Raw genomic sequence first — 12,735 nt, forward strand, 5'->3', positions numbered from 1 at the left:
GGTGGCAACGTTCGTCACGGCCGTCCAGCGGGCAGTACGAACCGCCAATCGGGGGACGAAGGCCCGCCTCGCTAGTCGTCCCCGAGAATCACGCGCTCGGTCATCTTTGCCGGATCGAGCACGTCGTCGGCCTCGGCCTCGCTGAGGTACCCCTCTTCGACGACGACTTCCTTGACGGTCTTGCCTTCCGCGAGGGCCTGCTTGGCGACCTTGCTGGCCTTGTCGTAGCCGATCGCCGGGTTGAGCGCCGTCGCCAGCGCCATCGACTGCTGGACGCGTTCGGCGCAGTGCTCCCGGTCGGCTTCGAGTTTCGCGACGAACTTCTCGGCGAAGACCTCGCTGCCGTTGGCGATGAGACGCGCCGACTGGAGGAAGTTGTTGGCCAGGACCGGCTTGTAGAGGTTGAGGTCGATCTGTCCCTCGGCAGCGCCGGCAGAGACGGCGGCGTCGTTGCCGACGACCTGCTTGTGGACCTGGTTGACGGCCTCGGCGACGACGGGGTTGATTTTGCCGGGCATGATCGAAGAGCCGGGCTGGTTCTCCGGCTGGTCGACCTCGCCGAGACCGTTGCGCGGGCCGGAGGCGAGCAGGCGGAGGTCGTTGGCGATCTTGTTGAGGCTGCCGGCGACGGTCCGGAGCGCGCCGTGGGCCTCGCTCATGGCGTCGTGGGCGGCCTGGGCCTCGAAGTGGTTGTCGGCCTCTCGGAAGTCGATCCCCGTCTCCTCGCTGATGTACTCGGCGGCTCTGGCGGGGAACTCGGGATGGGTGTTCAGGCCGGTGCCGACGGCAGTGCCGCCAAGCGCCAGCTCCGAGAGGTGATCGCGCGTGTGTTTGACGCGGGTGATGCCCTTCTCGACCTGGGCGCGATAGCCAGAGAACTCCTGGCCCAGCGTGATCGGCGTCGCGTCCTGGAGGTGGGTGCGGCCGGTCTTGACCACGTCGTCGAACGCCGACTCTTTGTCCGCCAGCGCGTCACGCAGCGTCGACAGCGCGGGCAGCACGTCCTTCTCGACGGCCTCCAGTGCGGCGACGTGCATCGCCGTCGGGATCACGTCGTTGCTCGACTGGCCGTAGTTGACGTGGTCGTTGGGGTGGATCGCCCGCGTCCCGATCTCGCCGCCCGAGAGCTCGGTCGCCCGGTTGGCGATGACCTCGTTGGCGTTCATGTTCGAGGACGTTCCCGATCCCGTCTGGAACACGTCGACTGGGAACTGGTCGTCGTGCTCTCCGGCGATCACTTCGTCGGCGGCCTCGACGATGTACGCCGCCGTCTCGCTCTCGACTGTGCCCAGATCTTCGTTGGCCTGCGCGGCGGCCTTCTTGACGATGCCCAGCGCTCGGACGAAGCGTCGGCCGAAGGTCTCCTCCGAGATCGGGAAGTTCTCGACCGCGCGCTGGGTCTGTGCGCCCCAGTACGCGTCGGCCGGCACCTGCATCTCTCCGAGGCTGTCGCGTTCGGTCCGGAACTCGTCGCTCATGACACACGGAACGTCGCCCCGGTCGGCGTAAAACCCACCGCTTTCACGCTCGCGCCAGCGGTTGCGGGGGCGTCGCCGCGACTCGAACCCGCCGGGGAAAAAGATGGTCAGGCCCAGTCGTCCAGTCCGGTCTGGACGACGCTGGCCTCGATGTGCTCGAAGGCGCGCGCGACCTCGCCTTCGTCGACCTCCCACTCGCCGGTGACGTACTCGCGGGCGGCGTCAAGGTCCGGGTTCACCGCCAGATCGAGGTCGTAGTCGTCCGTGACCGCCGGATCGAGGAACAGCTCTCGGATGCGGTCGCCGTGTTCGACGTGGGCGTCGCGGGCGTCGAGCGCGCCCCAGAGGTCGCCGTGCTCTTTCACCAGCTTGATCGCGGTCTTCGGCCCGACACCGTCGATGCCGGGATTGAAGTCCGTCCCCATCAGGATCGCGGCGTCGACCAGTTGCTCCCAGGTGATGCCGTGGTGGTCCAGCGTCGCCTGGAAGTCCATCAGTTCGGGGTCGCCGCTGCTGGTGAGTTGGCGCAGCGTCAGCGGTGCGCCGAGCAGGAGCGCGTCGTAGTCTTCGGTCCCGACGTAGTCGACGACGTTCTGGCGTGCCATGTGGGCAGCCTGGGCCTCGCCCTCTGCGGGCGCGTCGACGACGGGCACGTCCAGCAGCCTCAGCACCTCGCGAGTCGTCGTGAGGATCGTGTCGGTCAGGCGCTGGGTCTGGGAGTCCAGCCGAGCGACAGCTTTCGAGTCCCCGCGCTCGCGGGCGGCTTCGAGTTTCTCCTCGCGGGCCTCGCGGGCCTCGCGGCGCTGCTCGACCTCGTCGTCTTTGAGTTCCGTGACGCCGCCGTCGAAGACGAAGACCGGCGTCAGGTCGTGTTCGAAGAACTTCGGGAGCCCCTGGACGACGCCGATCAGGTTCGCCACCTCCGTCCCGTCGCTGGTGGTGTACTTCTCGTCGCTGGTGAACCGAACCGTGGTCGTGAGATACCGGTAGAGCCAGTTGTGGGCGTCGACGGCGACGACGCTGTCACTCAGCTCCTCGAAGGGAACGTCTTCGAGCGACGCCAGCGATCGTAGGTCTGCGTTTCCCATCGCACCGACGTAAGTGCGAGCAGGGTTTGAATGGTGGTGGTCGGCGTCGTCGGTCCCACGCGGGATTTATTATCGTCCGGATCGGTAACGAATCGTATGGCGACAGACACACTGCGTCGCTACCAGGATCCGGAGTACACCGGCACGAATCGGTGCGTGCCGTGTACGCTGGTCAACAGCGCCATCGGGATCCTGCTGAGTGGGGGTATCGGTGCGGCTGGGGCGATCTGGGCGACGACGGCCGTCGGGGTCGCTGGCGCGGGCGTCGTCCTCCTGCTCTCGGCTGTGAGTATCTACTTCAAGGGATATCTCGTGCCGGGAACGCCCGCGTTGACCAAGCGGTACTTCCCGCCCTGGCTACTGGAACTGTTCGGGAAGGAACCGGCAGGGGCCGCGGCGGGCGTCGCGAAGTCGGCCGCGGATCCCGCCGTCAGAGAGGAGACCGAAGAGCCGGCGGAGATCGATCTCGAAACGTACCTGGTCGAGGCCGGTGCGCTCGAACCGTGCCGGGGCGGCGAGGACCTCTGTCTCACCGACCCGTTCCAGGCCGAGTGGAACGAGGCGATCGAGCGGATTCGAGACGCGGACGTGGGGCGAGAACGCCTGCCTGCGCTGCTCGACACCACGGCCGAGGAGGTGACCGTCGAAGAGCACGGCTCGGCGTTCCGCGCCCGCGTCGACGGCCAGTACGTCGGCACCTGGGAGTCCCGCGGCGCTTTCGTCGCCGACATCGCCGCGGCGGAGGTGCTTGGCGAGTGGCTCGACGACTGGGAGAGCGTCCCCGTCACGCACCGGGGCCAGCTGCTCAACGGTCTCAGGCTCTTCCTGACGACGTGTCCCTCGTGTGGCGGAGCGCTCGCCTTCGGCACCGACACCGTCGAGTCCTGCTGTACGACCCACGAGGTGGCCGCCGTCTCCTGTGAGGACTGCGAGACGCGAGTCTTCGAATCAGACCCCGTCGGGTGACGGGACGGCGACCGTCGCCGGTGGATCGGCACCGCGACGGTCGTCGAGAAAGGCGACTTCTTCGGGACTGAGGTCGCGTTCGCGGTAGCGTTCCAGACCGGACCGGTAGCGCGCTGGCGACCGGTCGCCGGGCCACGCGAGCACGAGTTCGGCGATGCCGGTCGTCTCGCCGGTGTAGGCAAAGCCCGCGCAGTAGCCGGCCTCGTAGGCGAAGGGGTTGTTGACCGCGATCCGAAGCGAGTCGTACCCGGAGTCGGCGGCCCGAGAGCGCGTAAACGAGAGCAGTCTGGGACCGATCCCCTCGCCGCGGCGATCCTCGCGGACCGTGACGTAGCGCAGCCAGAGGGTCGTCTCGTCGGTGCGGTCTTCGTTGAACGCGACCGCAGCGACGATTTCGCCGTCCTCGCGTGCGACACTCTTGCCGGTGGCGGACATGACGAACTTGCCCGCGTAGCTGAACGTCCGGTAGTCCAGTTCGAGCGTCGGGCCGTCCGGCGGCCACCCCAGCAGGACGAACTCCATACCGACGCCTCGGCGGGGAAGCGAAAGAGTCCGGCGGTCCGGGGCGGCTACAGGTCCCGCGAACGGTGGATGTTCCGGAGCGTGCCGCCACACTCCTCGCAGGTGCGGTCGGTCGTCGACTGCCGGCGCTGGCCGCAATCGAAACATTCGTACAGTTCTCTCTCTGTCGTCGTGGCACTCGGGCGCATATTCTCCTATACGAAGATCAATCTAATACCGTCTCCCCTAGAACACATTATATGATACATATTCAGATCCGTCGAGGATCGAACGTGCGGTCAGGTTCGACGATACGGTCAAGCGGCTGGGCCGAGACGGGCCGGTATGCACGGCGATGCCGCAGTCTTCGATCGGTTCGCCTGGGCGTACGACCGCCTGATGCCGTCGGCGGACGCAGGTGCGCTCGCGGCCGGACTCGCCGAGGCCGACAGAGACGTGGACCGCGTCGTCGACGTAGCCGGCGGCAGCGGTCGCGCACTCAGAGCGGTCTCGGCCGGTGAACGACTCGTCGTCGACGCCGCCCGTGGGATGCTCCGGCAGGCCACGCGCCACGGGCTGGCGACCGTCCAGGGCGACGCGGCGGCGCTGCCACTCGCAGACGACAGCGCCGACGCAGTGACTATCGTCGACGCCTTGCACCACCTCCCGGACCGCGACGGGGCGATCCGCGAGGCCGAGCGCGTGCTCGCACCGGGCGGGGTCCTCGTGGTGGCAGACTTCGATCCGTCGACGATCAGGGGGCGGGGGCTGGTCGCCGCAGAACACCTGGTCGGCTTCGCCTCTCGCTTCGACACGCCCGAGCAGCTCCACCGACGGATGGCCGCCGCGGGGCTGGAGCCGGTGATCGTCGAAGACGGGTTCGGCTACGTCGTGGCCGGCGTCCGTTCGACGGCGTGACGAAACGGGAGAACAAAGACGATGGAACTCCGAGACGCGGGTATGTCAGTCTCCTCGTCGGTCGGCCGGCGCGTCGATCCGGAACTGTCGATGGTCCTGCTCGCGCTGGGAGACGTGCTCGCGGTGACGATCTTCGTCGGCATCGGCGAGATCACCCACGGCGTCGACCCGATCGCACAGCCCGGCCGCGTCGCGGGAACGCTCGCGCCGTTCCTGATCGGACTCGCCGTCGTCACCGTCGGTGGCGGACTCTACACGCGAGACGCGATCAGGTCACCGGGGCGGGCGGTGTCGCTGATCGTGCCGGCGTGGATCGTGGCAGTCGTCGTCGCCCAGTTGCTCCGGGCGACGGCCGTCTTCCCCGGTAACGCCGCGATCACGTTCGCGATCGTCTCGACGATCGTCGGGGGAGTCCTGTTGCTCGTGTGGCGTGCCGTCGCGTCGGTGGTGCTCTGATACCGCTGGCTGTCACGATCGTCGCCACTCCGTAGCGCCGAGCGGCGACACGGCGGTCGCTTCTCAGTGTGAGTGACGAGACGGTGAGAGCGTGAAGAATCGTCCCCGATCGAAACGGTCTGTGGCCGGCGATCGGCTGGTCCCGTCGTTTCGGCGGGGACGCGTACAGCGGTGTCGTGCCAGTGGTGAGTGCCCCGTCCCGGAGGGACCGCGTGCCACGCGACCGGTCTACTGGAGCGTGCCTACGTCGAGTGCCACCGTCGACTGGATCCACGCCTGATGGTTCTCCCGGTCGTAGATCACGAACTCGTCGTCACCGATAGTGAGTTCGGCGTATCGCCGAGTCTGCTCGTCGGTCGTGGCGTCCGTCACGTCGTCCGTGGCATTCGTGCTCATAGGTATCGAGGGGAGCAGTAGGGTGTGCCTCTGTCCCTCCGCTCTCCGGTTGCAGGCCGGATCCCTTAAGCGCGACCCCCTAGTTATCACGTCAGATAATTCACTGTCTGACAGGCCTCCTTCGATACACTTCGATTATCAGCGCAGATATCTCGCTAGGCAGTGGTTGATCCCCGCCAGGGCGACGGCGTTCGTGACACCAGCCTGCGTCGGGACGACGACAAGTGAAGCTCTCCCAATAGGACTCATACGGACGGTTGTAGGAATTCACCGGTGAGCGTCGCCACGGGGTAGACGCTCACCGGTAAGCAACTACAACGTTCCGTATCAAGCTTCGACGGTTTGGGGCCTGAAACACACGTTCTCTACCGAGTAGCTATTCATAAGTTATAGATTGAATTTGCAATGGCGACAGAAGAACTACAGAATGCCTATAGAGACGATAATTCAGTAATTATGCGAAACGCTTATACGTGTATTCATCATACCAATAATCACATTCATGACGGGATACTACGATCTTGTACTCGGTCTCATTCCGGTCGCGCTCGCAGGCATCTCCGGCACACTCGTGATCGGTGGCATCCCGTTGACCACGGCGATTCCGATGGCGTCTGTCGTCGCGGTCGGCCTGATCGGACACGCGATGTTCGTCCGTGCGCCGGTCGACTCGCCGCCGGCGACCGCGAGCGGATCGGAGTCGGCGCAGATCGCAGACTAGATCCCCGTCGCCGCGACGTTTTCTTACCCCCTCGCCTCGAAGGTGGTCGTATGTCCGCTTCCGACGAACCGACGCTGTTCCTGACGAGTGACGACATCGACGGACTCGCGACGATGGCGGAGTACGTCGAAGCCGTTCGCGACGGCTACCGCGACCGAGGCCACGGCGCGCCGGCCCGGCCCAGAACGACGCTGTACGCCGACTCACCGGCCGGAATGCTGACGGGATACACGGCAATCTTGCCGACGGTGGGCGCGATGGGTGGCTACACCTACGCCGCCGGTTTCGGCGGGCAGGACGCTCACTTCGTGTTGCCCCTGTTCGACGCCGAGAGCGGCGATCCCCTCGCGGTGTTCGACGGCGCGTCGCTGAACCCCTTCAAGACCGGAGCGACCGGCGGCGTCGCGATCGACGAACTCGCCCCGCCACGCGCGGACGACCTCGCTCTGTTCGGGAGCGGAGCGCAGGCGCGCGCACAGCTGAAGGCCGCCGCCGCGGTCCGGGAGCTGGAGCGCGTCGAAGTGTACTCTCCGACCGCCGACAGCCGGATGTCCTTCGCGGCCGAGATGAACGAACAGCTTGATGCGACCGTCGCGGCCGTCGCGTCGCCGTCGGCGGCCATCGAGGGCGCAGACATCGTCGTAACGGCCACGAACGCCAGCGAACCGGTGTTCGACGGCTCGGAGCTGGAACCGGGCACCCACGTGACGGCGATGGGCCAGTACCACCCCGAGAAACGTGAGGTCGACGCGACGACGATCGAGCGGGCGACGTACGTCACGGACCTCCGCGAGCGGGTCGCGAACGACGCCGGTGCGTTCATCCACGCCGTCGAGGAGGGCGTCGTCGACGAGGACCACGTCCACGCCGAACTGGGCGAGATCGTCGCCGGCACGGCGCAAGGCCGGACCAGCGAAGACGAGATCACGCTGTTCGACAGCGGCGGGACGGCCATCGAGACGGTCGCGGCCGCACAGATGCTGTTGGAGCGAGCGCGCGAGCGCGGGCTCGGCGAGGAGATCGAGTTCGCGCCGGCCAGCGAAGCGCTGACGGGACGCTAGAAGTACGGTGCCAGCCCGAGCGCGTCGATCAGCGTCAGGCCGCTGAGGAGTGCGCCGACGAGGTACCCGCCGATGGTCCCGCCGTTGAGCAGCGGGAGGCCGGCGTGTGCGCGTCCTTTCAGTACCATCCGCATGAGGACGGCGAGTCCGACGAACGATCCGACCATCGCAGTCAGCGCCGGTAGCGGGATCGACAGTACTTCCGGCGTCGTCTCGCCCGCGAAGTGTGCGGCACTCGCCACGAGCACGGTCGGAATCACCACGTCGCCCAGACCGATGAACAGGGCGTCACGTTCGAGCGGGCCTTCCTCGGCGACCCCCTCCACGGGGTCGTCGGCGTCGACGGCTACGCCGCCGTCACTGTCGGTGACCGGCGTGGCCGCCGTGTCGTCGTCCGCGGCGCTCCCGTCGTCTTCGGCACTCGTCTGGGCCGTCGCGTCGGGAGTGTCGCTGTCGAGAAACGAGTACGACAGCGTCAGCGGAATGACCAGCACGACCGGCACCTTCAGGTCCATGACGCCGTTCGCAAGCGTCAGCATGTGTTCGGTCCCGTAGACGCTGATCGCGTCGTAGACCGCGAGCACGGTCAACAGGAGCAACGCCGGCAAGACGCCGAAGCTGATGCCGAACAACCCGGCTCCCGCGGCTCCCATCAGCGCCCCGGCGGTGTCGATGACGTACCACTCCGGGTAGACGTACAGGCCGACACCGATGGCGACCGCACCGGCGAGTGCGATGGCGTTGATCCCTAACACCGGCGGTGCGGGCGGGACGAGGACGCTGAAGACGTACAGCGAGAGCCAGGCACCGGAGCCGACCACCAGCAACCGGATCAGCTCGTCGACGCCGAGTTTGAACGCCGCGAGCATCACGCCGGTGGCGACGAGGATGGCGACGACGTAGTAGATCGTGTTCGTCGGGTCCTGGGGGTTCTCGACCGGATCGTACACCTGGTCGAAGGGTTCGACCAGCGCCAGAGCGCCCAGCTGGACGAACAGGAAGATCGCGACGACGATCCCGAGCCCCAGAGCGACGCGCTTTCGCTCCTCCATGCTCTGGACTCCGTCGCCGCAGGTATGAGGATTTCGGAGCCTACCGGGCGTACAGCCGCTGGCCGACCAGCGTCGGGAGCCGCACCTCGTCGTCGGGCGTGACGGCGACGTAGGGGTTCTCGACGGGGCCGAACACGTCGACCACCGAGCCGGCAGTCGCGAGATCCTCCGTCACGACCTCGGTGCCAAAGCCGGGGTAGCCGTCGTCGCCCGAGCGGACGATCGCCAGCCCCTGTGCGATCCGGACGACCTCGCCGACGCGTTTCATGCCCGCAGGGCCTGCAGGTACGCCGCGACGGCACCCAGCAGGTCGCTCTTGGTCGCGTCGTCGGCGTCTTTCACGAGGACGCGCCCCCGCGGTTCGTACTCGCGGGGATACGTCTTCTCGCGTTCGATGACGGCGTCGTAACCGACCTGCTGGACTGCCTTCGCGATCTCGTCGACCGTCGGCTCGGGGACGGCCTGTTCGCGCGAGACACGCCGGCCCTCGTTGCGGGACAGCGCCGCGTCGAGCGCGGCCGGCCAGATGACGTTCTCGACCATACGTGCAGTGGCCGCGTGGGCCTTATGAGCCTTTCCGACGGACGCCGAGTGCGAGCGTCGCGACGAGGGCCAGGACCGTGCCGACGAGGCCGAAGCCGGGACCGCTCCCGTCTGTCGTCACCGTGGCACTCTCGGTCACGATGTCCGGCGTCGCGCTCTCGGTAACGGTGTCGGGCGTCTCGCTTTCGGTGATCGTGTCGGGCGTCGCGGACTCTGTCGTCGCTGGCGTCGCGCTTGTGGTCGCCGTCTCGAAGGCGTCCGGGTGGAACGCCTCGGCCATCGCCTCCAGCGCGAGGACGACGCGGGGGGCGGGCTGGCTCACGTAGTTGGCGTCGACGGAGAGCACCTGTTCCCGCTGGACGGCGGTCGTCTCGTTGTACGGCGCACCGGTCGGCTGGGAAGCGTCAGACGGGTAGACGAGCCACTGCGGGTCGCTGTCCGCGACGACCTCGGCGTTGATCGGCTGGTAGCCCGAGAGGCCAGCCTCGGCGGCGACGTTTTGGCCGCCCGCGGTCTCGATCAGGTCGTGGATGTGCGTCTCGTTGCCGGTGGTGTACTGGTAGAAGTAGTAGAGGACGCGCGGCCGGTCGCGATCCGAGACCGTCTCTCGGACGGTCTCGACGCGTTCGTCCATCTCTGCGACGGTCTCGGTCGCGCCCTCGCAGTTGCCGGTGAGCCGACCGACCGTCTCGGTGTTGTTCGCGATGTCGTCCAGGCTCGTCGCCAGCGGGAAGTGATACACCGTCAGCCCCGCGTTCCGGAGCTGGTCGACGGTGTCGCTGCGAGTCGCGTTGGCTGCCAACACGAGGTCCGGGTTCGCCCCGACGACGGCCTCCACGTCGGTCGTGCCGTCGTCGTTGGTCACGTCCGTTCGGTTCCCGGTGTCGTTCAGGTACGCCGTGTTGGCGTTCCGGGGCATACCCGCGACCTGGTCGCGCGCGCCGATCTCCCACATCGTCTGGGCGTCGCTGGGCTGGAGCGCGACGACGCGGTCTGGCGCGCTGTCGAGGGTGACCTCCGTGCCGGTCGCGTCGGTCGTCGAGTGAGGGAACTCACAGCCGTCGCTCTGTACGTCGCTCGTGGTCGCCGTCACCGGGACGGCGACGGCAGAGAGCACGAGCACTGCCGCGAACACCACCGCACTGAATCGTCTCATCGTGTTGTCCCGTCCGGGCGAACACAATAAGTTCTTGTCTATCCCAACTGTGGTTGGAACCGTGTCGTCCCGTCACTGGCTCGTCTTCTCCCTGCTGTCCGCGATCTTGCTGGCGACGGTACTGACGAGTGCGACGATCGGGCCGGTCTCGATCGACCTGCCGACGGTCGCGAGGGCGGCGACCAACGCCGTCGGCGTCCCGGTCGGCCTCGCCCTGGAGAGCGAGCACGCCGGACTGTTCGGCGTCGAGTTCTCGCTTCCCGTCCCGTCGGTCGAGTACCGCTACCCCTTCGCCTTCGACGTGCCGGAGACCAGCGAGACGATCGTTCGCCAGATCCGCCTGCCGCGGATCGTCCTCGGTGCCGTCGTCGGCTTCGCGCTGGCGGCTGCCGGCACCGTCATGCAGGGGTTCTTCCGGAACCCGCTGGCGGACCCGTCGATCATCGGCGTCTCGTCCGGGGCGGCCGTCGGCGCGGTCGCCGCGATCGTGTTCACCGTCGCGCTCCCGCTTCCCGCGATGGCGTTTGCCGGCGCGTTGCTGGCCGCCTTCGGCGTCTACGCGATCGCGACCCAGAACGGCGAGACGCCGGTCGCGACGCTACTGCTTGCCGGCGTCGCCGTCCAGACGTTTCTCGGCGCAGTCATCTCCTACATGCTCGTCCAGTCGGGCGAGAGCCTCCGCGAGGCGGTCTTCTGGCTGATGGGGCACCTCCACAACAGCACCTGGGCGGAGGTCGAGGCGACGCTGCCCGTGGCCGTCCTCGCCGTCGGCGTCCTCTACGCTTACGCCCACGATCTGAACGTCCTGCTGATGGGCGAAGCCGACGCCCACGCGCTGGGCATCGAAGTCGAGCGAACCAAGCGGATCTTGCTCGCGCTGGCGAGCGTCGTCACCGCGGCCGCGGTCGCGGTCACGGGCGTCATCGGCTTCGTCGGGCTCGTCGTTCCCCACGTGATGCGCCTGCTGGTCGGCCCCGACCACCGGATTCTCCTGCCGACCAGCGCGCTCGCTGGCGCGTCGTTTCTCGTCGCCGCCGATACGCTCGCCCGCAGCGGCGCGGCGGAAGTACCGGTCGGGATCGTCACCGCCGCCATCGGCGCGCCCTTCTTCCTGTACTTGCTCCGGCGACGGGAGGTCCACACCGTATGATCGAGGTCGAATCCGTAGACGTGTCGCTAGGGGACACAGAGATATTGCGTGACGTGTCGCTGCGGGTTCCGGCCGGCGAGTTCGTCGGACTCGTCGGTCCGAACGGCGCGGGCAAGACGACGCTGTTGCGCACGGTCAACGGCGCGATCGATCCCGACGCGGGGCGGGTCCTCGTCGACGGGGATCGGATGAGCGATCTCTCCTCGCGGGCCGGGAGCCGCCGCGTCGCGACGGTCCCCCAGGACACCGGAACGCGGTTCGCGTTCAGCGTCGAGGACGTGGTCGCGATGGGCCGGACCCCGCATCGCTCGCGCTTCGGTTCCGACGACGGCGGCGACGCCGTCGAGCGCGCGCTCGAACGCACGTCGACCGCGTCGTTTCGCGATCGGCGGATCAGCACGCTCAGCGGGGGCGAGCGCCAGCGGGTCTTCGTCGCCCGCGCGATCGCTCAGGAGGCTCCGGCGCTCGTCCTCGACGAGCCGACGGCCAGTCTCGACGTGAACCACGCGACACGGACGCTCTCGCTCGTGTGCGAGCTCGTGGCCGACGGCCGGGCCGTGCTGGGAGCGATCCACGACCTGGAGGCCGCCGCACGCTTTTGCGATCGCCTGGTCATGCTCGCAGACGGCGAGGTCGTCGCGTCGGGCGCGCCGGCCGACGTGCTCACGGCAGACGCGCTGGCGACGAGTTTCGACATGGAGAGTGTCGTCACGCGAAACCCCGTCACGGGAGCGCCGACGGTGACACCGCTGTCGGACACCGGCGACGAGCGGCGGTCCGTCCACGTGCTGGGTGGCGGGCGCGTTGGTGCGGCAGTCGTCGCGCGCCTCCACGCTGCCGGCTTCGGGGTCACTGCCGGCCCGGTGCCGGAGGGAGACGAACTGCTCGGCGTGAGCGAGCGACTGGACGTGCCGACCGAGACCGTCCCGCCGATGTCGGCGCTGGACGGGTCGACGCTCGCAGCGGCGGGCGAGCGGATCGACGAGGCCGACGTGACGGTGCTCGCCGATCTCACGCTGACGCCGGACGGGGGACTGCTCGACCTGGCCGCGGAGGCGGGGCAGACCGTCGTCGTCGAGGAGCGACCGCTCGACGAGCGCGACCGCGCTGGCACGGACCAGCGGCGTCGCTACGAGCGGCTCCGCGAGCGAGTCACCACGAGCGGGCTCGACGACGTGGCGGCGACCGTGCGGTCGGTCGGGGCAGACGCCGGCCGACACGTTAGCCGCCGAGGGATATAGACTTACAT

At 67.9% G+C, this 12,735-nt stretch carries 16 protein-coding genes; 7 read left to right on the forward strand and 9 right to left on the reverse strand.

Annotated elements, in window-relative coordinates:
* Positions 1 to 71: 71 nt before the first annotated feature.
* The gene (locus tag HMUK_RS13465) at positions 72 to 1,478 is read right to left on the reverse strand and encodes a class II fumarate hydratase (RefSeq protein ID WP_015763725.1); all 1,407 of its coding nucleotides are present in this window, start codon (positions 1,476 to 1,478) and stop codon (positions 72 to 74) included.
* Between the two features lie 107 nt (positions 1,479 to 1,585).
* A complete protein-coding gene (gene fen, locus HMUK_RS13470; protein WP_015763726.1) occupies positions 1,586 to 2,566 on the reverse strand; it encodes a flap endonuclease-1 in 981 nt (326 codons plus the stop codon).
* 96 nt (positions 2,567 to 2,662) lie between these two features.
* Between fen and HMUK_RS13475 the strand changes: the two genes are divergently transcribed.
* Complete coding sequence (locus HMUK_RS13475; RefSeq protein WP_015763727.1) at positions 2,663 to 3,532, forward strand: hypothetical protein; 870 nt, start codon at positions 2,663 to 2,665, stop codon at positions 3,530 to 3,532.
* Here HMUK_RS13475 and HMUK_RS13480 read toward each other — a convergent pair.
* A complete protein-coding gene (locus tag HMUK_RS13480; RefSeq protein WP_015763728.1) occupies positions 3,515 to 4,054 on the reverse strand; it encodes a GNAT family N-acetyltransferase in 540 nt (179 codons plus the stop codon). The two genes, HMUK_RS13475 and HMUK_RS13480, sit on opposite strands and share 18 nt — an antisense overlap.
* Positions 4,055 to 4,101: 47 nt before the next feature.
* Complete coding sequence (locus HMUK_RS17280) at positions 4,102 to 4,242, reverse strand: rubrerythrin-like domain-containing protein (RefSeq protein WP_015763729.1); 141 nt, start codon at positions 4,240 to 4,242, stop codon at positions 4,102 to 4,104.
* 136 nt (positions 4,243 to 4,378) lie between these two features.
* Between HMUK_RS17280 and HMUK_RS13485 the strand changes: the two genes are divergently transcribed.
* Positions 4,379 to 4,951 carry a class I SAM-dependent methyltransferase gene (locus tag HMUK_RS13485; RefSeq protein ID WP_015763730.1) on the forward strand — a complete coding sequence of 191 codons (573 nt, stop codon included), beginning with the start codon at positions 4,379 to 4,381 and terminating at the stop codon, positions 4,949 to 4,951.
* Between the two features lie 42 nt (positions 4,952 to 4,993).
* Positions 4,994 to 5,407: a DUF3054 domain-containing protein gene (locus HMUK_RS13490; protein WP_223270956.1), complete on the forward strand. Its 414-nt coding sequence runs from the start codon at positions 4,994 to 4,996 to the stop codon at positions 5,405 to 5,407.
* Between the two features lie 228 nt (positions 5,408 to 5,635).
* Here HMUK_RS13490 and HMUK_RS17660 read toward each other — a convergent pair whose 3' ends face one another.
* Positions 5,636 to 5,803, reverse strand: coding sequence for a DUF7331 family protein (locus HMUK_RS17660; RefSeq protein ID WP_015763732.1), 168 nt, complete (start codon positions 5,801 to 5,803; stop codon positions 5,636 to 5,638).
* Positions 5,804 to 6,305: 502 nt separating this feature from the next.
* Between HMUK_RS17660 and HMUK_RS13495 the strand changes: the two genes are divergently transcribed.
* Together HMUK_RS13495 and HMUK_RS13500 are read left to right on the forward strand one after the other, a co-directional pair.
* Positions 6,306 to 6,524, forward strand: coding sequence for a hypothetical protein (locus tag HMUK_RS13495; protein WP_015763733.1), 219 nt, complete (start codon positions 6,306 to 6,308; stop codon positions 6,522 to 6,524).
* A gap of 50 nt (positions 6,525 to 6,574) precedes the next feature.
* Entirely contained in the window at positions 6,575 to 7,585 is a 1,011-nt protein-coding gene (locus HMUK_RS13500; RefSeq protein ID WP_015763734.1) for an ornithine cyclodeaminase family protein, read from the forward strand.
* On the opposite strand, the gene HMUK_RS13505 is transcribed toward HMUK_RS13500, so the two are convergent.
* From HMUK_RS13505 to HMUK_RS13520, 4 genes are read right to left on the reverse strand one after another with little or no spacing between them, the layout of a single operon-like run.
* Positions 7,582 to 8,637: a presenilin family intramembrane aspartyl protease PSH gene (locus HMUK_RS13505; RefSeq protein ID WP_015763735.1), complete on the reverse strand. Its 1,056-nt coding sequence runs from the start codon at positions 8,635 to 8,637 to the stop codon at positions 7,582 to 7,584. The genes HMUK_RS13500 and HMUK_RS13505 overlap by 4 nt on opposite strands.
* Before the next feature lie 40 nt (positions 8,638 to 8,677).
* Entirely contained in the window at positions 8,678 to 8,905 is a 228-nt protein-coding gene (locus HMUK_RS13510) for an H/ACA ribonucleoprotein complex subunit GAR1 (RefSeq protein WP_015763736.1), read from the reverse strand.
* Positions 8,902 to 9,180, reverse strand: coding sequence for a signal recognition particle subunit SRP19 (gene srp19, locus HMUK_RS13515; RefSeq protein ID WP_015763737.1), 279 nt, complete (start codon positions 9,178 to 9,180; stop codon positions 8,902 to 8,904). The genes HMUK_RS13510 and srp19 overlap by 4 nt, the downstream gene beginning before the upstream one ends.
* A gap of 22 nt (positions 9,181 to 9,202) precedes the next feature.
* Positions 9,203 to 10,336 (reverse strand): PGF-CTERM-anchored ABC transporter substrate-binding protein, encoded by a 1,134-nt coding sequence (locus HMUK_RS13520; RefSeq protein WP_015763738.1) that lies wholly within the window; start codon positions 10,334 to 10,336, stop codon positions 9,203 to 9,205.
* Positions 10,337 to 10,397: 61 nt separating this feature from the next.
* Between HMUK_RS13520 and btuC the strand changes: the two genes are divergently transcribed.
* Together btuC and HMUK_RS13530 are read left to right on the forward strand one after the other, a co-directional pair.
* Positions 10,398 to 11,486, forward strand: coding sequence for a vitamin B12 ABC transporter permease BtuC (btuC, locus tag HMUK_RS13525; RefSeq protein ID WP_015763739.1), 1,089 nt, complete (start codon positions 10,398 to 10,400; stop codon positions 11,484 to 11,486).
* A complete protein-coding gene (locus HMUK_RS13530) occupies positions 11,483 to 12,727 on the forward strand; it encodes an ATP-binding cassette domain-containing protein (RefSeq protein WP_015763740.1) in 1,245 nt (414 codons plus the stop codon). Before btuC ends, HMUK_RS13530 begins: the two co-directional genes overlap by 4 nt.
* Positions 12,728 to 12,735 lie beyond the last annotated feature (8 nt).

This window comes from Halomicrobium mukohataei DSM 12286, assembly GCF_000023965.1.
Taxonomy (GTDB): domain Archaea; phylum Halobacteriota; class Halobacteria; order Halobacteriales; family Haloarculaceae; genus Halomicrobium; species Halomicrobium mukohataei.

What these genes read in the sequence shown, in the direction of transcription:
- HMUK_RS13465 (WP_015763725.1), bottom strand. Translation starts at nt 1,478, where the DNA reads ATGAGCGACGAGTTCCGGACCGAACGCGACAGCCTCGGAGAGATGCAG.
- fen (WP_015763726.1), bottom strand. Translation starts at nt 2,566, where the DNA reads ATGGGAAACGCAGACCTACGATCGCTGGCGTCGCTCGAAGACGTTCCC.
- HMUK_RS13475 (WP_015763727.1), top strand. Translation starts at nt 2,663, where the DNA reads ATGGCGACAGACACACTGCGTCGCTACCAGGATCCGGAGTACACCGGC.
- HMUK_RS13480 (WP_015763728.1), bottom strand. Translation starts at nt 4,054, where the DNA reads ATGGAGTTCGTCCTGCTGGGGTGGCCGCCGGACGGCCCGACGCTCGAA.
- HMUK_RS17280 (WP_015763729.1), bottom strand. Translation starts at nt 4,242, where the DNA reads ATGCGCCCGAGTGCCACGACGACAGAGAGAGAACTGTACGAATGTTTC.
- HMUK_RS13485 (WP_015763730.1), top strand. Translation starts at nt 4,379, where the DNA reads ATGCACGGCGATGCCGCAGTCTTCGATCGGTTCGCCTGGGCGTACGAC.
- HMUK_RS13490 (WP_223270956.1), top strand. Translation starts at nt 4,994, where the DNA reads ATGTCAGTCTCCTCGTCGGTCGGCCGGCGCGTCGATCCGGAACTGTCG.
- HMUK_RS17660 (WP_015763732.1), bottom strand. Translation starts at nt 5,803, where the DNA reads ATGAGCACGAATGCCACGGACGACGTGACGGACGCCACGACCGACGAG.
- HMUK_RS13495 (WP_015763733.1), top strand. Translation starts at nt 6,306, where the DNA reads ATGACGGGATACTACGATCTTGTACTCGGTCTCATTCCGGTCGCGCTC.
- HMUK_RS13500 (WP_015763734.1), top strand. Translation starts at nt 6,575, where the DNA reads ATGTCCGCTTCCGACGAACCGACGCTGTTCCTGACGAGTGACGACATC.
- HMUK_RS13505 (WP_015763735.1), bottom strand. Translation starts at nt 8,637, where the DNA reads ATGGAGGAGCGAAAGCGCGTCGCTCTGGGGCTCGGGATCGTCGTCGCG.
- HMUK_RS13510 (WP_015763736.1), bottom strand. Translation starts at nt 8,905, where the DNA reads ATGAAACGCGTCGGCGAGGTCGTCCGGATCGCACAGGGGCTGGCGATC.
- srp19 (WP_015763737.1), bottom strand. Translation starts at nt 9,180, where the DNA reads ATGGTCGAGAACGTCATCTGGCCGGCCGCGCTCGACGCGGCGCTGTCC.
- HMUK_RS13520 (WP_015763738.1), bottom strand. Translation starts at nt 10,336, where the DNA reads ATGAGACGATTCAGTGCGGTGGTGTTCGCGGCAGTGCTCGTGCTCTCT.
- HMUK_RS13530 (WP_015763740.1), top strand. Translation starts at nt 11,483, where the DNA reads ATGATCGAGGTCGAATCCGTAGACGTGTCGCTAGGGGACACAGAGATA.